Annotated in this window: 20 protein-coding genes; 11 read left to right on the top strand and 9 right to left on the bottom strand. The window is 74.0% G+C overall.

The genetic code is table 11. From position 1 onward, the window contains the following. Positions 1–657 precede the first annotated feature (657 nt). Both ACFZAU_RS12210 and ACFZAU_RS12215 read left to right on the top strand, forming a co-directional pair. The gene (locus ACFZAU_RS12210; RefSeq protein WP_500552089.1) at positions 658–3813 is read left to right on the top strand and encodes a sacsin N-terminal ATP-binding-like domain-containing protein; all 3156 of its coding nucleotides are present in this window, start codon (positions 658–660) and stop codon (positions 3811–3813) included. 149 nt (positions 3814–3962) lie between these two features. After that, a complete protein-coding gene (locus ACFZAU_RS12215; RefSeq protein WP_500552058.1) occupies positions 3963–4802 on the top strand; it encodes a DUF5707 domain-containing protein in 840 nt (279 codons plus the stop codon). 31 nt (positions 4803–4833) lie between these two features. On the opposite strand, the gene ACFZAU_RS12220 is transcribed toward ACFZAU_RS12215, so the two are convergent. Further along, complete coding sequence (locus ACFZAU_RS12220) at positions 4834–7260, bottom strand: HAD-IC family P-type ATPase (protein WP_500552059.1); 2427 nt, start codon at positions 7258–7260, stop codon at positions 4834–4836. A 172-nt stretch (positions 7261–7432) separates the two neighbouring features. Continuing rightward, positions 7433–7717 (bottom strand): DUF2530 domain-containing protein, encoded by a 285-nt coding sequence (locus ACFZAU_RS12225; protein WP_499599871.1) that lies wholly within the window; start codon positions 7715–7717, stop codon positions 7433–7435. A gap of 144 nt (positions 7718–7861) precedes the next feature. Here ACFZAU_RS12225 and ACFZAU_RS12230 point away from each other — a divergent pair, with 144 nt between their 5' ends. Beyond that, positions 7862–9322, top strand: a complete 1461-nt coding sequence (locus ACFZAU_RS12230) for an NCS2 family permease (RefSeq protein ID WP_500461111.1) — start codon at positions 7862–7864, stop codon at positions 9320–9322. Here the strand turns inward: ACFZAU_RS12230 and ACFZAU_RS12235 are convergent. Further along, entirely contained in the window at positions 9292–9501 is a 210-nt protein-coding gene (locus tag ACFZAU_RS12235) for a ribbon-helix-helix protein, CopG family (protein ID WP_499599874.1), read from the bottom strand. The genes ACFZAU_RS12230 and ACFZAU_RS12235 overlap by 31 nt on opposite strands. A 143-nt stretch (positions 9502–9644) precedes the next feature. On the opposite strand from ACFZAU_RS12235, the gene ACFZAU_RS12240 reads away from it, so the two are divergent. Both ACFZAU_RS12240 and ACFZAU_RS12245 read left to right on the top strand, forming a co-directional pair. Continuing rightward, complete coding sequence (locus ACFZAU_RS12240; RefSeq protein ID WP_500552060.1) at positions 9645–10100, top strand: MarR family winged helix-turn-helix transcriptional regulator; 456 nt, start codon at positions 9645–9647, stop codon at positions 10098–10100. Positions 10101–10118: 18 nt separating this feature from the next. After that, complete coding sequence (locus ACFZAU_RS12245) at positions 10119–11609, top strand: MFS transporter (protein WP_500552061.1); 1491 nt, start codon at positions 10119–10121, stop codon at positions 11607–11609. A gap of 61 nt (positions 11610–11670) precedes the next feature. On the opposite strand, the gene ACFZAU_RS12250 is transcribed toward ACFZAU_RS12245, so the two are convergent. Further along, complete coding sequence (locus ACFZAU_RS12250) at positions 11671–12057, bottom strand: hypothetical protein (protein WP_500461107.1); 387 nt, start codon at positions 12055–12057, stop codon at positions 11671–11673. 214 nt (positions 12058–12271) lie between these two features. After that, entirely contained in the window at positions 12272–12703 is a 432-nt protein-coding gene (locus tag ACFZAU_RS12255; RefSeq protein WP_500552062.1) for a winged helix-turn-helix transcriptional regulator, read from the bottom strand. 134 nt (positions 12704–12837) lie between these two features. On the opposite strand from ACFZAU_RS12255, the gene ACFZAU_RS12260 reads away from it, so the two are divergent. Continuing rightward, positions 12838–13740: an NADP-dependent oxidoreductase gene (locus tag ACFZAU_RS12260; RefSeq protein WP_500552063.1), complete on the top strand. Its 903-nt coding sequence runs from the start codon at positions 12838–12840 to the stop codon at positions 13738–13740. A gap of 130 nt (positions 13741–13870) precedes the next feature. Next, positions 13871–14449, top strand: a complete 579-nt coding sequence (locus ACFZAU_RS12265) for a Uma2 family endonuclease (protein WP_500552064.1) — start codon at positions 13871–13873, stop codon at positions 14447–14449. A gap of 28 nt (positions 14450–14477) precedes the next feature. Here the strand turns inward: ACFZAU_RS12265 and ACFZAU_RS12270 are convergent, their stop codons facing one another. Further along, complete coding sequence (locus tag ACFZAU_RS12270) at positions 14478–17276, bottom strand: FAD-binding and (Fe-S)-binding domain-containing protein (RefSeq protein WP_500552065.1); 2799 nt, start codon at positions 17274–17276, stop codon at positions 14478–14480. Positions 17277–17362: 86 nt separating this feature from the next. Between ACFZAU_RS12270 and serC the strand changes: the two genes are divergently transcribed. Then, a complete protein-coding gene (gene serC / locus ACFZAU_RS12275) occupies positions 17363–18481 on the top strand; it encodes a phosphoserine transaminase (protein WP_500552066.1) in 1119 nt (372 codons plus the stop codon). A gap of 74 nt (positions 18482–18555) precedes the next feature. On the opposite strand, the gene ACFZAU_RS12280 is transcribed toward serC, so the two are convergent. Beyond that, positions 18556–19575, bottom strand: coding sequence for a hypothetical protein (locus tag ACFZAU_RS12280; protein ID WP_500552067.1), 1020 nt, complete (start codon positions 19573–19575; stop codon positions 18556–18558). A 28-nt stretch (positions 19576–19603) separates the two neighbouring features. Continuing rightward, positions 19604–20209 (bottom strand): mycothiol-dependent nitroreductase Rv2466c family protein, encoded by a 606-nt coding sequence (locus ACFZAU_RS12285; RefSeq protein WP_499599891.1) that lies wholly within the window; start codon positions 20207–20209, stop codon positions 19604–19606. Positions 20210–20480: 271 nt separating this feature from the next. Between ACFZAU_RS12285 and ACFZAU_RS12290 the strand changes: the two genes are divergently transcribed. The 3 genes from ACFZAU_RS12290 (at position 20481) to ACFZAU_RS12300 (ending at position 22692) form a co-directional block, all read left to right on the top strand. Beyond that, positions 20481–21173: a GDSL-type esterase/lipase family protein gene (locus ACFZAU_RS12290; RefSeq protein ID WP_500552090.1), complete on the top strand. Its 693-nt coding sequence runs from the start codon at positions 20481–20483 to the stop codon at positions 21171–21173. Positions 21174–21207: 34 nt separating this feature from the next. Then, on the top strand, positions 21208–22203 hold the full coding sequence (locus ACFZAU_RS12295; protein WP_500552068.1) for an aldo/keto reductase: 996 nt from the start codon (positions 21208–21210) through the stop codon (positions 22201–22203). A gap of 69 nt (positions 22204–22272) precedes the next feature. Beyond that, positions 22273–22692, top strand: a complete 420-nt coding sequence (locus ACFZAU_RS12300) for a CBS domain-containing protein (protein WP_499599893.1) — start codon at positions 22273–22275, stop codon at positions 22690–22692. 150 nt (positions 22693–22842) lie between these two features. Here ACFZAU_RS12300 and thpR read toward each other — a convergent pair whose 3' ends face one another. Continuing rightward, the gene (thpR, locus tag ACFZAU_RS12305) at positions 22843–23412 is read right to left on the bottom strand and encodes an RNA 2',3'-cyclic phosphodiesterase (RefSeq protein WP_500461094.1); all 570 of its coding nucleotides are present in this window, start codon (positions 23410–23412) and stop codon (positions 22843–22845) included. Positions 23413–23532 lie beyond the last annotated feature (120 nt).

Genomic DNA, 23532 nt, shown 5'->3' on the forward strand with positions numbered 1-23532 from the left:
TGCGGCGGTCGGCGGGCTCCGGCTCGCGGGCGGTGGTCGGGGCGTGCGCTGGTGGCGAGCGGCGCCGGGGGTGTGCGCCTCGCTGTTGGGTGCGGGCTGTCGCCCCGGGTCCCGGTGGTGGGCGCGGTGTGCGTGCCCGTGGTGAGCGGTGCGCTGGCGCCGGCGCGACGACGCCCACCACGCAGGTACGTCCCGGCACAGGCCATGGCTGCCTGGGCGGCACCAGGAACGACGGCAAGGCCCCACCGCGCTCACGCACGAGTGCACGCGGGCGCGCACGCGCCGGGAACCGGCGGCCCGACGACGTATCCGGCGTACACCCGCCACCCGCACACACCACGGGTCCCGGCACGATGCCGTCGTCGGGCGAGGTGAGCTGTGCGTACGCCAGTTGTGGGACGAGGTGGCGCAGCAGGTTGATGCGGTTCGTGCCGCGTGCGGGGCGCGCCGGCAGGGCGAGGAGCCGGGTGGCGGCCAGCACGGCCGCCCGGGGTGGCCGACGTCCCGTACGAACCGGATGACCGGCCCCGCCCGGGGTCCCGGCGGGGCCCGGGGCCGGGGTGTGCGGGACGACCGGGTGCGGGCGCACGCGGTAGCGTCACCCGCACAGGGCATGCGAGAGCGCTTGAGGGAGAAGACGACGTGAGCGGGACCGCGATGGACCGGGGCGCAGATCCGTTCGGGACCGGTCGGCTGCGGCGGGCCGTGCTGGACGCGTGGGCCGCGTCGCCCGCCCGGTTCCGGGAGGACGCCAACGCCGAGGAGGACCTCGCGCTCGGCGGCTACCGCGACCGCCTCGTCGTCGAACTGGCCCAGAACGCCGCCGACGCGGCGACGCGTGCGGGGGTGACCGGCCGGCTGCGGCTGACCCTGCGCGAGGGGGTGCTCGCGGCCGCGAACACCGGCGCCCACCTGGACGCCGTGGGCGTGGAGTCCCTGTCGACGCTGCGTGCCAGCGCCAAGCGCGAGGCGGGCGACCTGGCCGTCGGCCGCTTCGGCGTCGGCTTCTCCGCCGTGCTGTCCGTCAGCGACGAGCCCGCGATCCTCAGCCGCAGCGGCGGCGTCCGCTGGTCACTGGCCGAGGCCCGGGACCTGGCGCGGGAGACCGGTGGACGTTCCCCGGGGCTCACCGACGAACTGCGCCGCCGGGACGGCCACGTACCGCTGCTGCGGCTGCCGCTGCCCGCGGAGGGCACCGCCCCGGACGGCTACGACACCTGCGTCGTGCTGCCGCTGCGCGACGGGGCCGCCGCGGACCTCGCGGCGCACCTGCTCGCGGGGATCGACGACGCGCTGCTGCTGTCCCTGCCCGGCCTGGCCGAGGTGGTCGTCGAGACGCCGGAGGGCGTACGGACGCTGACCCGGCGCCAGGAGGACGGGCTGACCGTCGTCGTGGACAGCGTCAACGGCACCACCCGCTGGCGCACCGCGAGCGAGGCCGGCGCGCTGGAGGCGGCGCTGCTGGCCGACCGCCCGGTGGAGGAGCGGCTGCGGCCGGTGTGGTCGGTGACCTGGGCCGTCCCGGTGGGCGGGGACGGCGCGCCCGAGCGGCCGCGGACGGCGCCCTTCGTGCACGCCCCGACCCCGACGGACGAGCCGCTGGGACTGCCCGCGCTGCTCATCGCCTCGCTGCCGCTGGACCCGAGCCGGCGCCACGCCGCGCCCGGCGCCCTCACCGACTTCCTGGTCGCGCGGGCGGCGGAGCTGTACGTACGGCTGCTGGCGGACTGGCGGCCGGTCACCGCGGGCATCGTGGACCTGGTGCCCGGCCCGCTCGGCAAGGGCGAGCTGGACGCGGAACTGCGCCGCCACGTGCTGGAGCGGCTGCCGCGCACCGCCTTCCTGCCGCGCGCCGCCGACGTCACCGGCGGCGACGACGAGGACGAACTCCCGCCCGCGCTGCGCCCCGTGGAGGCAGAGGTCGTCGAGGGCACCGGCGCGGAGACGGTCGGTGTGCTCGCGGAGGTCTTCCCGACGCTGCTGCCCGCCGGCCTGGAACGCCGCCCCGAACTGCGCGTCCTCGGGGTGGCCCGGCTGCCGCTGGGCGACGCGATCGACCGGCTCGCCGGGGTGGAGCGGCCCGCGGCCTGGTGGCACCGCCTGTACGACTCCCTGGCCGGCACCGACCCCGACCGGCTGAGCGGGCTGCCCGTACCGCTGGCCGACCGCCGCACGGTCATCGGACCGCGCCAGGTGCTGCTGCCGCTGCCCGAGATGGACAGCGTCTACGCCGAAGGGGCCGCCCCGGTCAGCACCGGGCTGCCGGCCGCCTCGGAACTGGCCCGGCTGGGCCTGAAGGTGGCCGACCCGCAGGCCGCGCACCCGCTGCTGGAGAAGCTCGGCGCCACCCCGGCGACCCCGCGCGCCGTCCTCACCACCCCGCAGGTGCGCGCGGCGGTGGCCGCGTCCCTGGACGCCGACGACGCCTGGGACGAGGACGCGCCCGCGCTGGACGCGGAGGAACTGGCCGAGGTCGTCCTCGGCCTGGTCCGCGCCGCGAACCTCGCCCCCGGCGACGAGCCCTGGCTGGCCGCGCTGGCCCTCACCGACGACGAGGGCGAGCTCGCGCCGGCCGGTGAACTGGTGCTGCCGGGCAGCGCCTTCGAACAGGTCATCCGGGAGGGCGAACTCGGCTCCGTCGACGCCGACCTGGCCGCCCGCTGGGGCGAGCAGCCGCTGACCGCGGTCGGCGTCCTCGCCACCTTCGCGCTGGTCAGGGCCACCGACGTGGTGCTCGACCCGGACGAGCTGGAGCCCCGCGAGAGCGACTGGGCCGAGCCGGACGACGCGGGGCTGCTCGACGCGGTCGACGTCTGGTGCGAGGACGTCCTCGACCGGCTGCCGGACACCGACGTGCCGCCGGTCGCCACCGAGATCGTCGCCGTGCGCGACCTCGACCTCGTCGACGACGACGCCTGGCCGCAGGCGCTGGCCATGCTCTCCGTGCCGCCGCTGCGCGACGCGGTCACCCAGCCGGTGCGGGTCCTGCTGCCGGACGGCACCACGGAGTCCGTGCGGCCCTACACCGCCTGGTGGCTGCGCGACCACCCGGTCCTCGACGGCCGCCGCCCGGTGGGCCTGCGCGCCGCCGCCGGCGACCCGCTGCTCGCCGGGCTGTACGAGGACGCCGAGGCCGGGGCCGTGGACGACCAGGTGCTGCGCGCCCTGGGCGTGCGCACGTCCGTCGCGGCGCTGCTGGACGAGCCCGGCGGCGGCGCGGAGCTGCTCGCCCGGCTCGCCGACCCGGACTCCGCCGTCACCCCGGCCCAACTGCATCGGCTCCACTCCGAGCTGGCCACCCTCGACCCCGATCAGGTCACCCTCCCCGACGAGCTGCGGGCCGTCGTCGACGGCCGCGAGACACGGGTGGTCGAGGCCGGCGAGGCGTTCGTCGCGGACGCGCCCGACCTGATCCCGCTCACCGTAGGTCTGCCCCTGCTCCCGGTGCCGCCGGTCCGTGCCGCCGCGCTGGCCGAGCTGTTCCAGGTGCGCCGGCTCAGCGAGGCCTTCGAGGCCCCGGTCGTCTCGGAGGGGGAGCCGCACGACGTCGCGGACGCGGTGCGGGAACTGCTGCCGGGCGCCCCGCTGTGGTACGTCGAGCACGAGGAACTGCTGGTCCGGGTTCCTGACGGCGGCACCGCCGAACTCGACTGGCGGTGGACCGGGGGCACCCTGCACGCCGCCACGCTGGAGGGCGTCGCCGCCGGCCTGTCGTGGGCGGCCGGGGCGTGGCAGCGCCGCTTCGAGGTGGCCGCGCTGCTGGAGGACCTCACCCGCGCGGAGGAGCTGGCCCGGGACCGCTGGTTCGACTGAGCCGGCCGCGGCCCGGCGTGTCGGTGATCACACCGGATCATGTGTCGAAAAGGTGTCCACGAGGTGAGTGTTCGCACATAACCTCCCTCTCACCACTCGAGACGCCACGTCGGGGGGCGGGCGTCGCTTCTTCTGGGGGATCTTCACGCATGCGTATGCGCACCACTGTGGCCGCGGTCTCCGGCGCCCTGGCCCTCGCCTCGCTGGCCGTCCCGGCCGCGCAGGCCGCCGACGGGCCGGGCAGCACCACCTCCCTCCGGACCTTCGCCGCCAAGGCGGCGGCGGACGAGGTCGTGGGTGACACCAGGATCACCAAGGTCGTCGTCAACGGCGGCAAGGACATCGTCCTCGGGACGAGCGCCAAGAAGACGGTCTCCGTCGCAGTGACCGCCACCGACCCGTCGGGCATCGACGGCGCGGTGGTCTTCCTCTGGCACGGTTCGGCCCTCACCGGCACCGGCACCGACGGCGCCCTCTTCCCGGCCTCGGAGGACGCCGCCTGCACCGCGGTCAACGCCACCACGTCCACCTGCAAGGTCAGCATCACCATCGACCCCAAGGCGGACCTCTACAAGAACGCCCTCGCCGGCACCTGGAAGGTGTACGCCGTGGTCGGGGGCAAGGACGGCGACGTCGTCGAGAAGGAGGCCGCCGGCACCGCGAAGATCAAGCGCAACGCCGTGCTGACGGTCAACGCCGCTCCGGAGCCGGTGAAGAAGGGCAGGACCATCACCGTCACCGGCAAGCTCACCCGGGCCAACTGGGAGACCCACAAGTACGCCGGTTACACGGGCCAGTCCGTGCAGCTGCAGTTCCGCAAGAAGGGCACCAGCACCTACAAGACGGTCAAGACCATCAAGTCCAGCAGCACCGGCGCCCTGAAGACCACCGTCAAGGCCTCCATGGACGGCTACTGGCGCTTCAACTTCGTCACCACCTCGCTGACCGGCGCGGTCGCGGGCCCGTCCGACTTCGTCGACGTGCGGTAGCACCCGCCGCACCCCGGGCGCCGGTTCCCCCTCAGCGGGGGTCCGGCGCCCGGCGCTTGTCCGGCACGGTGTCGTCCTCGTCGGTGCGGCGTACGCGGCGCCAGACCACCTCCAGCACGAACGCGGCGGCCGCCGCCACGGCGACGGCGGTCCAGGGGCCCTGGGTGCCGACCAGGCGGAGCGCGAAGAACTCCTGCAGCCACGGCGTGACCAGCACGACCAGGAAACCCGCGCCCATGGTGAGGACCAGGCCGATCCGCCACCAGGTGTAGGGGCGCGCGACCAGTGCCAGCACCCACATCGCGACCAGGAAGAGGGTCAGCGTCGCGGCGCTGGTCTCCGCCTCCAGCGCGCCGGCGCCGCGGTAATGGTGGCGGGCGAGCATGTACGTCACGAAGGTGGCGACGCCCGCGATCACCCCGGCGGGCAGCGAGTAGCGCATGACCCGGCGCACGAACTGCGGCCTGGCCCGCTCCTTGTTGGGCGCGAGGGCGAGGAAGAAGGCGGGGACGCCGATGGTCAGCGTGGACAGCAGCGTCAGGTGCCGGGGGAGGAACGGGTACGGCGCGTGCCAGATGATCACCAGCAGGGCGAGCAGCACCGAGTAGACGGTCTTGGTGAGGAAGAGCGTCGCTACGCGCGTGATGTTGCCGATGACGCGGCGGCCCTCCGCCACGACCGACGGGAGCGCCGCGAAGCTGTTGTCGAGCAGCACGATCTGCGCCACCGCCCGGGTCGCCTCGGAACCCGACCCCATGGCGACGCCGATGTCGGCGTCCTTGAGGGCCAGGACGTCGTTGACGCCGTCCCCGGTCATCGCCACGTTGTGGCCGCCGGACTGGAGCGCGCCCACCATCTCCCGCTTCTGTTGCGGCGTGACCCGGCCGAAGACCGTGCCCCGGTCGAGCTCGGCCGCCATCCGCGCGCGCTCGGCGGGCAGCCGCCGGGCGTCGACCGTCCGCTCGGCGCCCGGCAGCCCCAGCTTGCCGGCGACCGCGCCGACGGAGACGGCGTTGTCGCCGGAGATGACCTTGGCGTGCACCTCCTGCTCGGCGAAGTAGCGCAGGGTGTCGGCGGCGTCGGGGCGCAGCCGCTGCTCCAGGACGACCAGCGCGGCCGGGGTGGCCGAGGCGCCCACCGCGGGGTCGTCCAGCTCCTTCGCCGTCCGGGCGAGCAGCAGCACCCGCAGTCCCCGGGCGTTGAGGCCGTCGACCTCGCCGAGCGCCCGGTCGCCGGCGGGGAGCAGCACGTCGGGGGCGCCGAGCAGCCAGGCGCTGCGTTCCCCGCCCGGCTCGGTGAACGCCGCCGCGCTGTACTTGCGGGCGGAGGAGAAGGGCAGCGCGTCCGTGACGTGCCAGCCGTCGTCCGGGGCCGGGAACGCCGCGGCGACGGCGGCCAGCGTCGGGTTGGGGCGCGGGTCGGCGGCGCTGACCGCGCCGAGCACCTGCCGTACGTAGGGCTCCGCGACGCCGTCCAGCATCCGCAGCTCGGCGACGTCCATCCCGCCCTCGGTGAGGGTGCCGGTCTTGTCCAGGCAGACCACGTCCACCCGGGCCAGCCCCTCGATCGCGGGCAGCTCCTGGACGAGGCACTGCTTGCGGCCCAGCCGCACCACGCCGATGGCGAAGGCCACGGAGGTCAGCAGGACCAGGCCCTCGGGCACCATCGGCACGATGCCGCCGATCATCCGGCGGACCGCCTCGCGCCAGTCGTTGTCCTCCAGGACGAGCTGGCTGACGATCAGGCCGACGGCGGTGGGGACCATCATCCACGTGACGTACTTGAGGATCCGGCTGATGCCGCTGCGCAGTTCGGAGTGGACGAGGGTGAAGCGGCTCGCCTCCTCGGCGAGTTGCGCCGCGTAGGCCTCCCGGCCGACCTTGGTCGCGGTGAAGGCCCCGCCGCCGGCGACGACGAAGCTGCCGGACATGACGGGGTCGCCGGGGCGCTTGACGACCGGATCGGCCTCCCCGGTGAGCAGCGACTCGTCGACCTCCAGGCTGTCGGCCTCGGCCACCTCGCCGTCGACCACCACCTTGTCGCCCGGCCCGAGTTCGACGAGGTCGCCGAGGACGATCGCGGAGGTGGGGACCGGGGTGGCGACCCCGTCCCGGCGGACGGTGGGTCGCGCCTCCCCGATCACGGCGAGTCCGTCCAGGGTCTTCTTGGCGCGCCACTCCTGGAAGATGCCGATGCCGGTGTTGGCGATGATGACGAAGCCGAACAGGCCGTCCTGGATCGGGCCGACCACCAGGATGATCAGGAAGAGCACCCCGATGATCGCGTTGAAGCGGGTGAAGACGTTCGCACGCACGATCTCGGCCATTGAGCGCGAGGAGCGCACCGGGACGTCGTTCACCTCGCCCCGCGCGACCCGCTCCGCCACCTCGGCGGCGGTCAGGCCACCGAGCACGGCCGGTCGCGTCCCGGCCGCCTCCCGCTGCGTGCTCTCCGTCATGGGTTCGACGGTACGTGGGGGGCGGCGCGCGCGGCGCGGCGAGGGACGGCTCTCGGGGACATCTCCGGGGCGCCGTACGACCGGGGGCGTAGCCGCCCGGTACCGGGGTGCGACGCGCGGTGCGGCCGCCCGGGGAGGGGTGGGGCGGGGCGGCCGGGTGGGCCGGCCCGGCTCAGTCCCGCCCGGCGTCCTCCGCGGCGCGCGCCCGCTGTATGGCGTCGCGGCGCGCGCGCACGTACCAGAGGCCGATGAGGCCGAGGCCGCCGCCGGCCAGGCAGGTCCAGATCCACCAGGCGTGGCCGTGGTCGGAGTACCAGCCGTAGAAGGGGAGCTGGACGAGGAAGAGCGCGAACCAGATGACCGTGCCGACGGTGACGGTCGCGACGTCGTTCGCCTCCAGAGGTGCGGGCGCCTCGCGCAACCCGGTCGTCCCCTTGCTGTGGCTGCTGCTGCTCATACCGCACAGCGTACCCAGTGACCCAAGGGGGTCTACGCGCGGAGATAGCGTTTGCGAGGCTCATATGTTCATACTGAAACGGTCCGAGGCTGACCGGTTTCAGTCGTAGGAACCTCCAAAAGCTCCCCCCACGCAAGGAACCGCATGTCCCCGTCGACCACCGCCAAGGTCGTGCCCAGCTCCCCGACCCCGCCCCCGGCGGCCGCCGGCGGCGCGCTCGACCGCTACTTCCGGATCACCGAGCGGGGGTCCTCGGTCCCCCGGGAGATTCGCGGTGGTCTGGCCACCTTCTTCGCGATGGCCTACATCATCGTCCTGAACCCGATCATCCTCAGCTCGGGCGTGGACAAGTACGGCCACCACCTCGACGGCGGCCAGCTGGTCACCGCCACCGTCGTGACCGCCGCCTTCACCACCCTGCTCATGGGCGTCATCGGCAACGTCCCGATCGCGCTGGCCGCAGGCCTCGGCGTGAACAGCATCGTCGCGCTCCAGCTCGCGCCCAAGATGAGCTGGCCGGACGCGATGGGCATGGTGGTCCTGGCGGGCCTCGCGATCATGGTGCTGGTCGCCACCGGTCTGCGGGAACGGGTGATGAGCGCGGTGCCGCTCGGCCTGCGCAAGGCGATCGCCATCGGCATCGGTCTGTTCATCGTGCTGATCGGCCTGGTCGACTCCGGCTTCGTGACCCGCATCCCGGACGCCGCGCACACGACGGTGCCGCTGCAGCTGGGCATCAACGGCCACCTGACCGGCTGGCCGGTGCTGATCTTCATCCTCGGCGTGCTGCTGACCCTCGGGCTGATCGTCCGCAAGGTGCCCGGCGCCATCCTGATCAGCATCGTCGCCATGACGCTCCTCGCCCTGGTCGTGGACGCGGTGGCGAACGTCAAGGACGCCGCATGGGGCCTCACCGTCCCGCAGTGGCCCGGCAACCCGGTCGCGAGCCCCGACTTCGGGCTGTTCGGCAAGGTGAGCCTGTTCGGCGGCTTCCAGGAGGTCGGTGTGCTCACCGGCGTCCTCTTCGTCTTCACGGTGCTGCTGAGCTGCTTCTTCGACGCGATGGGCACCATCCTCGGCGTCGCCGACGAGGCGCACCTGCTGGACTCCAAGGGCGACCTGCCCGGCATGAGCCGGGTCCTGATGGTCGACGGCGTCGCGACCGCGGCGGGCGGCTTCACCTCCTGCTCGGCCAACACCTGCTACGCGGAGTCCACCGCCGGCGCCGGCGAGGGTGCGCGCACCGGACTCGCCTCGATCGCCACCGGGCTGCTCTTCGTCGTCGCCTTGTTCTTCGCGCCGCTGGCCACGATGGTCCCGGCCCAGGCGGCCACCCCCGCGCTGGTGGCGGTGGGCTTCCTGATCATGGCGGGCAGCGTCCGGGAGATCGACTGGAGCGACGTCACGATCGCCGTCCCGGCGTTCCTGACCATGCTGCTCATGCCGTTCACCTACTCGATCACCAACGGCATCGGCATCGGGTTCATCACCTTCTGCGTGCTGCGACTGGTGGCGGGGCGCGGCCGTGAGGTGCCGCCCGCGCTGTACGCGGTGTCGGCGGTCTTCGCCTTCTACTACCTGATGCCGGCGCTGGGACTGACGTAACCGCCCGTGTAGAACTGCTCGGTCTCGTCGACGGAGGCCTTGAGCCGTTCGTCGAAGTCATCGCGGATGAGCGTCCGGACGATGTAGTCCTGGACGCTCATCCCGCGTTTCGCGGCGTGAGCCTGGAGACGGTCCAGCAGGTCCCCGTCTATGCGCATGCTGAGCACTCTCGAAGCCATGGCCCAAGGGTCCGGCGGCCCTGTCGGCGCATGCCTCCTTTTCGGGGTGGAACTCACCCGGATGGGTGACTTCCTTGACGAATGTGTTTGGACACGGCACCGTTCCGCCGGATTTTATTTAGCGTAAGTAATGAGCTAGGCTAATGATCGTGAACGAACTGTCCGAGGACGACCGCGCAGCGGTGAACACGCTGCGCGGCGCCGTGATGCGGCTCTCCCGCCGACTGCGCCACCAGCGGGTCGACGAGTCGCTGAGCCCGACGGAGATGTCCGTACTGGGCACCCTCGCGCGCTGCGGGTCCGCCACCCCCGGGGAGCTGGCCCGCAAGGAGCACGTACAGCCGCCGTCCATGACGCGGATCGTCGCCATGCTCGAGTCGAAGGGCCTGGTGCACCGGGACCCGCACCCGGACGACCGGCGCCAGGTCGTCGTCCGGCAGACCGAGCAGGCGGAGGCGATGCTCGAGGAGAGCCGGGCCCGGCGCAACGCGTTCCTGGCCGAACTCATGGCCACCCTCTCGGAGGAGGAACGCGCCGTGCTCCGCGAGGCGGCGCCCGTCCTGGACAAGCTCGCTCACGCCGACGCAAGGAAACAATGACGAGGAGGCGAAACCGGATTGAGTTCGGCAGCCGCATCTGAGGCCGCACCCGAACCGAACACCCCCGAGCGGAGCGGACCGGCCGGCACGGCCGACCCGGCCGACCTGCCCACCCCGGCCGGCGCCGACGCCGCCGCGGGGGCGGCGGGACCGGCCGGGCCGGGAGTGAACGGACCGAACGGACCGACCGGGGCCCCCGGCGCCGGCCGTCCCGCCGCACCGTCCGCGCCCGGTGGCATGTTCAGCTCGCTCCGCAACCGCAACTACCGGCTCTTCGCCGGCGGGGCGATCGTCTCCAACACCGGCACCTGGATGTCCCGCATCGCGCAGGACTGGCTGGTGCTCAGCCTCACCGGGTCCTCCTTCGCCGTCGGCATCACGACCGCGCTGCAGTTCCTCCCCATGCTGCTCTTCGGGCTCTACGGCGGCGTCCTCGCCGACCGCTACCCCAAGCGCCGCATCCTGCTGGCCACCCAGCTCCTGATGGGCCTGCTGGGCCTCGCCCTCGCCGCACTCACCCTCAGCGGCGCCGTGCAGGTCTGGCACGTGTACGCCATCGCCTTCGGCCTCGGCATGGTCACCGTCGTGGACAACCCGGCCCGGCAGGCGTTCGTCGTGGAGATGGTCGGCCCGGCCGACGTCCGCAACGCGGTCTCCCTGAACTCCGCCAACTTCCAGAGCGCCCGCCTCATCGGCCCCGCCGTCGCGGGCGCGCTGATCACCGCGGTCGGCAGCGGCTGGGCCTTCCTCTTCAACGGCCTGTCCTTCCTGGCGCCGCTCGCCGGGCTGCTGCTCATGCGCAGCTCCGAGCTGTACGCGGTGCCCACCGCGCCGCGCGGCAAGGGCCAGCTCCGCGAGGGGCTGCGCTACGTCGCCGGGCGGCCGGAGCTGATCTGGCCCATCGTGCTGGTCGGCTTCATCGGCACCTTCGCGTACAACTTCCCGATCTGGCTCACCGCCTTCGCCGACCACGTCTTCCACGGCGACGCCGGCATGTACGGCCTGTTCAACTCGGTGCTCGCGGTCGGCTCCGTGGTCGGCGCGCTGCTGGCGGCCCGGCGCGGCAGCAGCAGGCTGCGGCTGCTGGTGGGCGCGGCGCTGGGGTTCGGTGTGCTGGAGGTCGTCGCGGCGCTGGCGCCGACGTACTGGATCTTCCTGGCGTTGATGCTGCCGATCGGCATCTTCGGCCTGACCTTCAACACCACCGCCAACGCCAGCGTGCAGCTCGCCACCGACCCCGCGATGCGGGGCCGCGTGATGAGCCTGTTCATGATGGTCTTCGTGGGCGGCACGCCGCTCGGCGGACCGCTCGTCGGCTGGATCACCGACGTCTTCGGGGCCCGTACCGGGTTCCTGGCGGGCGGCCTGGTCGCCGCGGTGGCGGCGGCGTGCGTCGGACTCGTCCTGGCCCGGCTGGGCGGGTTGCGGCTCAAGATCGACCTGCACCGGGGCAAGGACCACAAGCTGGTCGAGTTCGTCCCGCGGGAGTCGGAGTCGGTGGCCGCCTGAGCGCGGCCCCCGGCCCGGGCGGCGGCTCGGCCGGCCGCCGCCCGGCCGCGGCGCCGGGCCGTCAGACGACGGCGACCCGGCGCTGGTTGCGGAACTGCCGCATCAGCTCGGCCCACACCAGCAGGCCGGTGACCGGGGCGGTGGCCGCGAAGAGCATGTGGACGTAGTCCTCGCCCAGGCTCGACGAGGCCCACAGGCTCCAGGCCAGCGCACCCGCCACGCCCACGGCGGTCAGGAACCACGAGGGCAGCTCACGGCGGTCGTCGACGATCGCCGCGGCCGTGCCCAGCCCGCCGCCGATCACCAGGCCCATGACAAGCACCGCGCGGGTCCAGTCCGGTGCCCCGATGACGTCCTGCAGCACGGGTTTGGCGTGCAGCTGGCGGTAGGTGATCAGCAGGCTGGCGACGTAGACGGTCACCAGCGTCGCCAGGCTGAGCGCTCTCACGAGCCGACCGAGTGTGCCCCGCTCTCCACCGGGCATGGTGTCCCCCCATTGCCGTAACTCAGCCGAAATGGCCGATTATGGCTCTACAGGATGCCGGAAACCGGATGAACGGCACAGGGGATCGGCGAAACCGGGCAGCCGGTCGCCGCGCCAGGGCGCACCCGGCGCCCGCCCACGCCCCCCGGCCTGCGCCCCCGTGCCCGCGCCCCGCCTCTCAGGACGCCGCCGGTTCGGCCCGAGCCTGGGCCTCCGCCTCCGCGTCGTAGCGCTCGCGGGCCTCGACGACCTCCTCGATGTTCTCCTCCGCCCACTCCTTCACGGCCGAGAACAACGTGGCCAGGCTCGCGCCCAGCGGCGTGAGCGCGTAGTCGACCCGCACGGGCACCGAGGGCGTGACCGTCCGCGACACCAGGCCGTCGCGCTCCAGGGTGCGCAGGGTCTGGGTGAGCATCTTCTGGCTGACGCCCGCGATGCGGCGGCCGAGGTCGCTGTAGCGCTGCGGGCGCTCCTTGAGCGCGGAGAGGACCAGGCCGACCCACTTGTCGCTGATCCGGGAGAGCAGCAGGTTCGTCGGGCAGCCCTTCATGAACGCGTTGTAGGCCGTACGCGCCTCCTCGCGCCGCTGGGACGCGGTGGTCGTCGCCATGGTGCTGCCCTCCGGGACTCCTGGGTTCGGTACGCACTTCCAGGTACGTACTTACCCGGAGAGAGTAGCTCTCCCTAGGTTTGCGTGTGGCGGTGCTCGACCGCCGTTGTCCACAGGAACAGGGAGTCTTCGCCATGCACGCTGTCGTGATCAGGGAATTCGGCGGACCGGAGGTGCTGGAGGTCGCCGAGGTGCCGCTGCCGGAGCCCGGGCCCGGCCAGGTCCGGGTGCGGGTCGCCGCGGCCGGGGTCAACCCCGCCGACCTGGCCGTACGGGCCGGCCTGCTCGGTGCCGCGGCCCTGGTGCCCGGCGGGTTCCTCGGGCTGGGCTGGGACGTCGCGGGCACCGTCGACGCGGTCGGCGCCGGGGTCTCCGGCCCCGCGCCGGGCACCGCCGCGGTGGGCGCCGTGGGCGGGCTCGGCCCGCGGACCAAGGCGCACGCGGAGTACGTCGTGCTGGACGCGGACGCCGTGGCCGCGGCTCCCTCGTCCGTCGACCTCGTCCACGCCGCCACCCTCCCCACCAACGCCCTCACCGCCGACCAGGCGCTCGGCCTGCTCGCCGCCCGGCCCGGCGACCGCCTGCTGGTCACCGGCGCCGCGGGCGCGGTCGGGGGCTACGCCGTCCAGCTGGCCCGCCACGCGGGGCTGCGCGTCGTCGCCCTGGCCCGCCCCGCCGACCTGCCGCTGCTGCGGGACCTGGGCGCCGACGAGGCCGTGTCGTCCCTGGACGGCGTCCGGGCCGACGCCGCCCTCGACGCGGCAGGGATGGGCGCCCCGGCGGTGGCGGCGGTACGGGACGGCGGCGGCTACGTCACCGTCCGGCCCGACGCGGTGCCCGCCGCCGAGCGCGGCGTCCGCGTCGCCGCCGTCCAGGTCCGGCCGGACGGCGCCCGCCTCGCGGAGCTGGTGGCCCTGGTGGACGGGGGCGTGCTCACCACGCGGGTGGCCGACACCTACCCGCTGGCGGAGGTCGCCAAGGCCCACGCCCGCCTCGCGGAGGGCGGCCTGCGGGGCAGGCTCGTGCTGGTGCCGTGACGCCGGCTCCGGCGACCGGAGGCGCTTCATCGTTTCGAGTGAATGTGCGATCGGGGCGCCCCGGGCGGGCGGCGGCTGCGTGAGAATCGGAGCTGTCGTCAGTCGCACGCACGGAGCCCCTGGAGGACCGATGAGCTCACAGCCCCACTGGACGCCTCGGGCGGCCGCGGGTTCGTACGCGCCGGACGACCCGGAAACCGCGCTCAAGTACGCGATCCGGCACCACGGGGGGGACCGGGTGCAGATCGTCGAGGGGGTCATCGAGCAAGTGGTGCCACCTACGTGGGGGCATGAGAAGGCCGCGGCCATGATCCGACGGCAGATCGACCCCGTGGTGCAGAAGATCGGCTGCCTCTCGGGCTCGGGAAACCTGGACCTCCCCGGCAGCGGCAACTGGTACGTACCGGACCTGGCCGTCGTGCCGGAAGAGCTGGCGGAAGCCGACGCCCTCGTCCCCCACCAGACCCTGCTGGTGGTGGAGGTGACCTCGGAGTCCAACGGGGACACCGACCGGATCGTCAAACGCCGCCGCTACGCCGAGTACGGCGCCCCGCTGTACCTGCTCGTCGACCGGCAGGAACGGAGCTGCACCCTGTACGCGGAGCCGGGGGAGCTCGGCTACCGGTCGGTGGACGGCCCGCATCCCTTCGGCACGCCGCTGCGGCTGCCCGAGCCGTTCGGACTCGAGCTGGACACCGCGGAGTTCTGAGGCCCCGCACTCGCCACGGTCCGCCGCCTCACAGCCCGTCCGCCAGCAGCTCGGCGAGGTGCCGGGCGCGCACCCCGGCGAGCTGGGCGAGCTGGGTACGGCAGGAGAAGCCGTCCGCCAGGACGGCCGCGTCCGGGCGGGCGGCACGGACGGCGGGGAGGAGCCGGTCCTCGGCGCAGGCGACGGACACCTCGTAGTGGCCGCGTTCGAAGCCGAAGTTGCCGGCCAGACCGCAGCAGCCGGAGGCCAGGGTGCCGCTGAGCCCGGCGCGGGCGCGCAGCCTTCGCTCGGCGGCGTCGCCCAGGACGGCGTGCTGGTGGCAGTGGGTCTGGCCGGTGACGGGCCGGTCGAGACGCGGCGGTGCCCAGCCGGGCGCCTCCTCCTCCAGCACCTGGGCGAAGGTGCGCACCGAGCCCGCCAGGGCCGCCGCCTCGGCGGTGCCCAGGAGTTCGGGCAGGTCGGTGCGGAGCGCCGCCGCGCAGCTCGGTTCCAGGACGACGACGGGATGGCCGGCGGCCACCACCGGCGCCATCCGCCGCACCGTGCGGCTCATCACCCGGCGGGCCCGGTCGAGCCGTCCGGTCGAGACCCAGGTCAGGCCGCAGCACACACGCCCAGGCGGCAGGACGACCTGCAAACCGGCCGCCTGGAGCACGCGCACCGCGGCGCGGCCGGCCTCGGGGGAGAAGCGGTCGGTGAAGGTGTCCGGCCACAGGACCACGGTCGTCCCTGTCCCGGTCCCCGTTCCTGTCCCCGTCCCCGCTCCCGGCGCGGGCCGCTCCTGCCGGCGCCACCAGCGCTCGAAGGACTCCTCGGCCGGCAGCGGCAGTTCCCGCTCGGGCGCGAGGCCCGCCGCCCGCTTGGCGAGGGCGGCCAGCGGGCGCACCCGGGCCAGGGCGTTCACGGTCCCGGCGACCGGGGCGGCGGCGCGCAGCCAGGTCGGCAGCCCGCCCATCAGGTAGTGGGAGGCGGGCCGCAGCCGCCGCCGGTAGTGGTGGTGCAGGAACTCCGCCTTGTAGGTGGCCATGTCGACGCCGACCGGGCAGTCCGTGCGGCAGCCCTTGCAGGACAGGCACAGGTCGAGGGCGTCCGCGACCTCCGGCGAGCGCCAGCCGCCGGTGACGACCTCGCCGGCGAGCATCTCGTGCAGCAGCCGGGCCCGGCCGCGGGTGGAGTGCCGCTCCTCGCCCGTCGCCCGGTACGAGGGGCACATGACACCCGCCCCCGGCCCCCCGCCCGTGTCACGGCACTTGGCGACGCCGACGCAGCGGCGCACCGCCGCCGAGAAGTCCCCGCCGTCGTGGGGGTAGCCGAAGGCGACGTCGACCGGCCCGCGCGGCAGCACCGAGAACCGCAGGTCGGCGTCGAGGGGCCGGGGCCGTACGAGCATGCCGGGGTTGAGGCCGCCCGCCGGGTCCAGCGCGTCCTTGAACCGGCCGAAGAGGGCGACCAGTTCGTCCCCGTACATCCGGGGCAGCAGTTCCGCGCGGGCCTGCCCGTCGCCGTGCTCACCGGACAGCGAGCCGCCGTGGGCGACGACCAGGTCCGCGACCTCCTCGGAGAAGCGCCGGAAGCGGGCCACGCCGGCGGCCCCGAGCAGGTCGAAGTCGATGCGCACGTGGATGCAGCCGTCGCCGAAGTGCCCGTACGGGGTGCCGTGCAGGCCGTGCTCGCCCAGCAGCGCGCGGAAGTCGCGCAGGTACGCGCCGAGCCGTGCCGGGGGCACCGCGCAGTCCTCCCAGCCCGGCCAGGCCTCCGCGCCCCCGGGGGTGCGGGTGGCCGTCCCGGCGGCCTCCTCGCGCACCCGCCACAGCGCCCGCTGCGCGACGGGGTCGGTCACGACGACCGAGTCGCCCGCGTCGGCCAGCCGTCGCAGCGCCTCCGCCTCGCCGGTGCCGGGCATCTCGACGAACAGCCACGCGCCGCCCCGGGGCAGCAGCCCGGCGGCCTCCCCGCCCACCAGGTCGGCGGCCATCCCCTCCACCGTCAGCGGGCCGTACGGCAGCAGGCCGTTCGCGGCGTCGGCGGCGGCGCCCTCGTCCGGGTAGCCGAGGACGACCAGCACGCGCACCGGGGGCGCGGGCACCAGCCGGACCTCGGCCTCCGTGATGACGGCGAGCGTGCCCTCGCTGCCGGTCAGGGCGCGGGCCAGGTCCCGGCCGCGTTCGGGGAGCAGGGCGTCCAGGGCGTAGCCGGAGATGCGGCGGGGGAGCTGCTGCGGGTAGCCGGTGCGCAGCAGGGCGAGGTGGCCGTCGACCAGTTCCCGCAGGTCGGCGCGGAGCGGTCCGTCGGTGCGCAGCGCTTCGCCGCCGTAGGTCAGGCACTCCAGGGCCCGGACGTTGTCCGCCGTGGTGCCCCAGGCCACGGAGTGCGCGCCGCACGCGTTGTTGCCGATCATGCCGCCGAGGGTGCAGCGGCTGTGGGTGGACGGATCGGGGCCGAAGGTCAGCCCGTGCGCGGCGGCGGCGCGCCGCAGGTCGTCCAGTACCACCCCCGGCTGCACACGGGCCGTCAACGCCTCGGGACTGAGTGACACGATCCGGTGCATGTGCCGGGTGAAGTCGAGCACGACCCCGGTGCCCGTCGCCTGCCCCGCGATCGACGTGCCGCCGCCGCGCGGCACCACCGGCACCCCGTGCTCCCGGCACACGGCGAGCGCCGCGGCCACGTCGTCGGCGTCGTGCGGCGCGACCACGCCCACCGGGACACGCCGGTAGTTGGACGCGTCCATCGTGGTCAGCGCCCTGCTCTGCGCGTCGAAGGAGACCTCGCCGCGTACGGCCCGCTCCAGGTCGCGGCGCAGTGCCTGCCGCAGATCGTCCGCCATGCCCCTCAGCCTGCCCCACCGCGGCGCATGTCTCACCGGATGGAACGGAGCCCCGTGACGGGGTCGTCACGCACTACGCTGCGAACGTGGCCGAGATCCAGATTCCCGCTGACATCAAGCCCGCCGACGGACGATTCGGTTCGGGCCCCTCCAAGGTGCGGCCCGAGGCGCTCAGCGCACTCGCCGCGACCGGCACCTCGCTGATGGGCACCTCTCACCGGCAGGCGCCGGTGAAGGACCTCGTCGGCCGGGTCCGGGACGGCGTCCGCGAGCTGTTCGCGCTGCCCGAGGGCTACGAGGTGGTGCTCGGCAACGGCGGCTCCACCGCCTTCTGGGACATCGCCACCCACGGACTGGTCGAGCGCAAGTCGCAGCACCTCAGCTTCGGCGAGTTCTCCTCCAAGTTCGCCAAGGCCGCCAAGCTGGCGCCGTGGCTGGACGAGCCGACCGTGATCTCCGCCGACCCGGGTTCCCACCCCGAGGCCGCCGCCGAGGCGGGCGTGGACGTCTACGCTTTCACCCACAACGAGACCTCCACCGGTGTCGCGATGCCGCTGCGGCGCGTCGCCGGCGCCGACGAGGGCGCCCTCGTCCTGGTCGACGCCACCTCCGGCGCGGGCGGCCTGCCGGTCGACATCGCCGAGACCGACGTCTACTACTTCGCCCCGCAGAAGTCCTTCGCCGCCGACGGCGGGCTGTGGATCGCGGTGTTCTCCCCGGCCGCGCTGGAGCGCGCCGAGCGGATCGCCGCGTCCGGCCGCCACATCCCGGCCTTCTTCGACCTGCCCACCGCGATCGACAACTCGCGGAAGAACCAGACGTACAACACCCCGGCGCTCGCCACCCTCTTCCTGCTGAACGACCAGCTGGAGTGGATCAACGGCCGGGGCGGCCTCGACTGGGCCGTCGCGCGCACCGCCGACTCCTCCTCGCGCCTGTACACCTGGGCCGAGGACTCCAAGCACGCCACCCCGTTCGTCACCGACCCGGCCAAGCGCTCGCAGGTCGTCGGCACGATCGACTTCAGCGACGAGGTGGACGCCGCGGCGGTCGCCAAGGTGCTGCGCGCCAACGGCATCGTGGACACCGAGCCCTACCGCAAGCTGGGCCGCAACCAGCTGCGCGTCGCGATGTTCCCGGCCGTCGAGCCGGCGGACGTCCAGGCCCTGACCGCCTGCGTCGACTTCGTCGTCGAGCGGCTCTGACCCCCGGCCCCCTGGGGGCCACCACCGCCGGTGGGCGGGGCGACGGCCCCGCCCACCGGCGTTCCCGCGGCGGTTCAGCGCTCCCGGCGCAGCAGCCGGCGCACCCCTATCAGCAGCGCGGCGACCGCCGCCAGGGTGACGGCGCCCAGCGTGAACTGCCGGGTCGAACCGGGCCCGTCCGCGCCGGCGCCGGCGGCGTCCGCCGATGAACTCCCCGAGGGACCGGGGGAGGAGGCGGTGTCCCGGCGGGCCGCGTCGGGCAGGTCGTCCCCGCTCAGCGGCACGCGCCAGACCTCGCTGTCCGTGCCCTCGCTGCCGTACATCAGGGCCCCGCCGTCCGGGGTGAAGGCGACGGACTCGCCCTGCCGCTGCAGCGGTACGTGCATCTGGTCGATCCGGCGCGCCGTGCCGCCGGACCAGCGGTACATCAGGGCGCCGAAGTAGCCGCGCAGCACCAGCCGGCTGCCGTCCGGGGAGAAGGCGCCGTCGGTGATCCACAGCGGGATGTCCGCGATCCGCCGGAAGACGTTGGTGCCGCTCGCGGAGAGCTTCGCCGGGCCCTCGTAGAGGCCGCCGCCGTCCTCGTTCTTGCTCGCGATGTACGCCCGTCCGGACTTCGGGTCGACCATCACCGCCTCGGCGTTGCGCGGGCCCTTGTCGTAGGTGACGGTGAACTGCGTCGCGGTCACCGTCTGGTCCGCCAGCCGCTTCGGTTCCGGGAAGCGGTAGATCCACACGTGCGGCCAGGAGCCGTCGAGGTTGTCGCCGATGTCGCCGACGTACAGGGCGCCGTCCGGGCCCATCGAGATCGCCTCGACGTCGCGCGGGCTGCCCACGCCGCGCAGGGTGACGGTGGCGACCGTCCTGCCCGTCGCGGAGTCGACGGCGTAGACGTACGGGCCGTCGTCGCTGTCGTTGTGCGTCCAGTAGACGCCCTTGTGGAGACGGCTGGCGACCAGGCCGCTCGACTCCGTGATCCGCGGGTCCGACATCGTGAAGGCCACGGACTCCCCGTCGTCGGCGGCGGCCGCCGTGCCGACCAGGGGACCCATGACGAGGACGGAGGCCGCGGCGGCGGCGAGCAGTGGGCGCATGCGCCAAGCCTGCCAGGTGCACGACGGCTCAGGCGAAGTCGAGGCCTCCGGTGCGGCTGCGCTTCAGCTCGAAAAAGGCCGGGTGGCCGGCCAGCGCCCGCACCCCGTCGAAGAGCCGTGCCGCCTCCTCGCCGCGCGGGATCGAGGTGAGGACGGGCCCGAAGAAGGCGGCCCCGTCGATGTGCAGGGTGGGGGTGCCGACCTCCTCGCCGACCGGGTCCATGCCCTCGTGGTGGCTCCTGCGCAGCTCCTCGTCGTACGCGGTGCCGCCCGCGGCCTCCGCCAGTCCCGGCGGCAGGCCCGCCTCGGCCAGCGCCTCGCGCAGCACCTCGTCGGAGACCGGGCGGTCCTGGACGTGCAGCCGGGTGCCGAGCGCCGTGTACAACTCCCGCAGCACGTGCTCCCCGTGGTGCCGCGCGGCGGCGACGCAGACCCGCACCGGGCCCCAGCCGGTGCTCAGCAGCCGCTCGTAGCGCTCGGGCAGGCCCTCGCGGCCCTCGTTGAGCACGGACAGGCTCATCACCCGGAAGCGCAGGCGCAGTTCGCGTTCCCGTTCCACCTCCAGGATCCAGCGGGAGGTGATCCAGGCGAAGGGGCAGACGGGGTCGAAGTAGAAGTCCACGGAGTGCGTCATGCGCGTCACCCTAGGAACGGAACGGCCCGTTCAGCAGGGCCACTCAGAGGCGTCCGCGGTGGGCCAATCGCGGAGGCGGCCGGTGTGCGCCGGCCCCCGGCCGTGACGGGCGTGACACCGCCGGGCCCGAGGTCAGGGCCGTGCGGACGGGGCCGTGGGCCCTAAGATCCCCTCCATGTCCAGCGCACCTTCCGGCCCCGGCGACGGGCCCCGCAGCACGCCGGGACGCGGCACGCCCGGGCGCAGCCCGTCCCGGCGCCGTACGGCGTGGATGTTCGTCGGCGACTCCATGACCGTCGGCAGCGCCGGGGAGCACACCTGGCGCTACCGCATGTGGCAGCACCTGCGGGCGCAGGGCGCGGAGGGCGAGGACTTCGCGATCGTCGGCCCGCGGACCGCGCTGTACGACCCCGCCGCCGACGCGGCCGTGTCGCAGCGCTACGCCGACCCCGCCTTCCCGCCGTCCGCGCGCCGCCACCTCGCGGGCTGGGGCGAGGGCTGGCTGCACATGGCACCGCTGATCGAGGGCGCCGTACGGGAGCACCGTCCCGACGTGCTGCTGGTCTCGCTCGGGCTGATCGACCTCGGCTTCTACACCAACCCCGAGCAGACCGAGGCCAACGCAAGGGAGTTCGTCGTGCGGGCGCGGGCCGCCAACCCCCTGGTCGCCGCGGTGCTGCTGCCCGTCATACCCAACTCGCGCTGCGACCAGGACCGCGGATTCGGCGCGCAGTGCGAGGAGTTCAACACCCGCCTGGCCAAGGCGGTCGCCGACCTGGACACCCCGGTCTCGCCGCTGCTGCTGGCCTCCCGCCCGGCCGGGTACGACATCGCCCGCGACACCTACGACGGCACCCACCCCAACGCCTCCGGGGAGCACCGGATCGCGGCGGCGTTCGCCGACGCCGCGCACCAGGCGTGGGGCCTCGGCGCGCCCTACCGACGCACCCTCAACTCCCCTTGATTCGAGCGCACTCCAACGGCTTGGCTTGTGCCCCATGGAGTACACACAGCTCGGACGCACCGGACTCAAGGTCAGCCGGCTCGTTCTGGGAACGATGAACTTCGGCCCGCAGACGGACGAGGCCGACAGCCACGCCATCATGGACGCAGCGCACGACGCGGGCGTCAACTTCTTCGACACGGCCAACGTCTACGGCTTGGGCGAGAACAAGGGCCGCACCGAGGAGATCATCGGAAGCTGGTTCGCCAAGGGCGGCGGCCGCCGTGACAGGACCGTTCTGGCGACCAAGGTCTACGGCAACATGGGCACCGACGGCGCCCCCTGGCCGAACGACGACAAGCTCTCCGCGCTCAACATCCGCCGCGCCGCCGAGGCCAGCCTGAAGCGCCTGGGCACCGACCACATCGACGTCTACCAGTTCCACCACATCGACCGCGCGACGCCGTGGGAGGAGATCTGGCAGGCGATCGACGTCCTGGTGCAGCAGGGCAAGGTGCTCTACGCCGGGTCGTCCAACTTCTCCGGCTGGGGCATCGCCCAGGCCAACGAGGCCGCCGCGCGGCGCCACTCGCTCGGCCTGGTCAGCGAGCAGTGCCTGTACAACCTGGTCGAGCGCCGTGCCGAGATGGAGGTCATCCCGGCCGCGCAGGAGTACGGCCTGGGCGTCATCCCCTGGTCGCCGCTCCACGGCGGCCTGCTGGGCGGCGCGCTGCGCAAGGAGCGCGAGGGCGGCGGCTCCCGCTCCACCTCCGGCCGCAGCGCCGACTCCCTGAAGGACGCCGTGCTGCGCGAGCAGGTGCAGCGGTACGAGGACGCGGTCGACAAGGCCGGCCTGCAGCCCGGCGACGTCGCCCTGGCCTGGCTGCTGGGCCGCCCCGGCATCACCGGCCCGATCGTCGGCCCGCGCACCCGCGAGCAGCTGGACTCCGCGCTGCGGGCCGTCGAGCTGGAGCTGCCGGCGGAGCTCCTGGCCGAGCTGGACGAGATCTTCCCGGGCCCGGGCCCGTCCCCGGAGGCCTTCGCCTGGTAGGGCTCCACGGCCCCCGCCCCCGTCGTGCGCCCGGTCGCAGATTCACCCGGTCGGGCGCACGATGAGGGTATGACCACAGCCAAGGAGATCATGCACCCCGGCGCCCGTGCGATACCGGCGACCGAGACTCTCGACCGGGCCGCGCAGCTGATGCGCGAGCTCAACGTCGGCGCGCTGCCGGTCCACGACGTGAACGACCGGATGTGCGGCATCATCACCGACCGGGACATCGTCACCAAGTGCATCGCCGCCGGTCACGACCCCTCCAAGGTGACCTGCGGCGACCTGTGCGAGGGCACCCCCCGGTGGATCGACGCCGACGCCGACGTGTCCGACGTCCTGACCGAGATGGAGTCGCACCGCATCAAGCGGCTCCCGGTCGTCGAGGACAAGAAGCTGATCGGCATCATCACCGAGGCCGACCTGGCCCGCCACCTCACCGACGAACAGGTCGCGGAATTCGTCGAGAGGGTCTACGCCGGCGCCTGACCCGGCCGGCCCTCCCGGCCTCCCGGCGCCCCGACGGCTAGCCGCGCACCAGCGTGCCGACGATCACCACGACCACCAGCAGGGCGAGGGCGGCGGTCATTACTCGGGTACGGGTCTTCGGATCCACGCATCGAGGTTAACGGGGCGGCCTCACTGCCCCAGCGGGCAGGTCCGCACCGTCTCGTACCGCGGCTGCGCCCCCGGCACCCCGGGCACGGGCGGATGGCTCCGCACCAGGGAGAACGCGGCCGCCGTCCACGGCGTCCCGGCGAACCGCCCGAGGGCGTCCGTGAAGGGCCGCAGGCCCACCCTGGTGCGCCCGGCGCGCTGCCGGGCGAGGGTGAGGTGCGCGTGGAAGCGGCCGTGCTCGTCCTCGTGGTGGACGCCCGCCCGCCGGGCGGCGGCCTGCGCGGCCGCGGCGGGGCGTGCCAGGTCGTCCCCGACCAGCCCGGCCCACAGCGTGCGGTCGCCGAAGCGGCCCCCGCCGGTCAGTGAGATCCGGCAGGCCGGATGGCGTCGCGCGGCCCTCTCCAGCCGCTCGACCAGGTTCGGCAGCAGGCCCTCGTCCACCTCGCCCAGGAACGCCAGCGTCACGTGCCAGCCGGCACGCTCCGTCCACCGCAGCCCCTCCGCGCCCGGCAGGGCGCGGAGCGCGTCCACGGCGCCCCCCAGCTCGGCGAGGGCGGCCCCGGGGGGCACGACGGCCACGAACAGCCTCATGCCCCCAGGGTGCACCGGGCAGGGGCTAGAAGACTGGTGAAGATCTTGGGGTTCTGGTCCGGTCGTGTGAGCGGTGGGACCAGACTCGTTTTCATGGTGATGGGGGAATGGGCCGGGGAC

Source organism: Streptomyces sp. NPDC008238 (assembly GCF_042956445.1).
Taxonomy (GTDB): domain Bacteria; phylum Actinomycetota; class Actinomycetes; order Streptomycetales; family Streptomycetaceae; genus Actinacidiphila.

What these genes read in the sequence shown, in the direction of transcription:
- ACFZAU_RS12210 (WP_500552089.1), top strand. Translation starts at nt 658, where the DNA reads ATGGACCGGGGCGCAGATCCGTTCGGGACCGGTCGGCTGCGGCGGGCC.
- ACFZAU_RS12215 (WP_500552058.1), top strand. Translation starts at nt 3,963, where the DNA reads ATGCGTATGCGCACCACTGTGGCCGCGGTCTCCGGCGCCCTGGCCCTC.
- ACFZAU_RS12220 (WP_500552059.1), bottom strand. Translation starts at nt 7,260, where the DNA reads ATGACGGAGAGCACGCAGCGGGAGGCGGCCGGGACGCGACCGGCCGTG.
- ACFZAU_RS12225 (WP_499599871.1), bottom strand. Translation starts at nt 7,717, where the DNA reads ATGAGCAGCAGCAGCCACAGCAAGGGGACGACCGGGTTGCGCGAGGCG.
- ACFZAU_RS12230 (WP_500461111.1), top strand. Translation starts at nt 7,862, where the DNA reads ATGTCCCCGTCGACCACCGCCAAGGTCGTGCCCAGCTCCCCGACCCCG.
- ACFZAU_RS12235 (WP_499599874.1), bottom strand. Translation starts at nt 9,501, where the DNA reads ATGGCTTCGAGAGTGCTCAGCATGCGCATAGACGGGGACCTGCTGGAC.
- ACFZAU_RS12240 (WP_500552060.1), top strand. Translation starts at nt 9,645, where the DNA reads ATGATCGTGAACGAACTGTCCGAGGACGACCGCGCAGCGGTGAACACG.
- ACFZAU_RS12255 (WP_500552062.1), bottom strand. Translation starts at nt 12,703, where the DNA reads ATGGCGACGACCACCGCGTCCCAGCGGCGCGAGGAGGCGCGTACGGCC.
- ACFZAU_RS12260 (WP_500552063.1), top strand. Translation starts at nt 12,838, where the DNA reads ATGCACGCTGTCGTGATCAGGGAATTCGGCGGACCGGAGGTGCTGGAG.
- ACFZAU_RS12265 (WP_500552064.1), top strand. Translation starts at nt 13,871, where the DNA reads ATGAGCTCACAGCCCCACTGGACGCCTCGGGCGGCCGCGGGTTCGTAC.
- ACFZAU_RS12270 (WP_500552065.1), bottom strand. Translation starts at nt 17,276, where the DNA reads ATGGCGGACGATCTGCGGCAGGCACTGCGCCGCGACCTGGAGCGGGCC.
- ACFZAU_RS12280 (WP_500552067.1), bottom strand. Translation starts at nt 19,575, where the DNA reads ATGCGCCCACTGCTCGCCGCCGCCGCGGCCTCCGTCCTCGTCATGGGT.
- ACFZAU_RS12285 (WP_499599891.1), bottom strand. Translation starts at nt 20,209, where the DNA reads ATGACGCACTCCGTGGACTTCTACTTCGACCCCGTCTGCCCCTTCGCC.
- ACFZAU_RS12290 (WP_500552090.1), top strand. Translation starts at nt 20,481, where the DNA reads ATGTTCGTCGGCGACTCCATGACCGTCGGCAGCGCCGGGGAGCACACC.
- ACFZAU_RS12295 (WP_500552068.1), top strand. Translation starts at nt 21,208, where the DNA reads ATGGAGTACACACAGCTCGGACGCACCGGACTCAAGGTCAGCCGGCTC.
- ACFZAU_RS12300 (WP_499599893.1), top strand. Translation starts at nt 22,273, where the DNA reads ATGACCACAGCCAAGGAGATCATGCACCCCGGCGCCCGTGCGATACCG.
- thpR (WP_500461094.1), bottom strand. Translation starts at nt 23,412, where the DNA reads ATGAGGCTGTTCGTGGCCGTCGTGCCCCCCGGGGCCGCCCTCGCCGAG.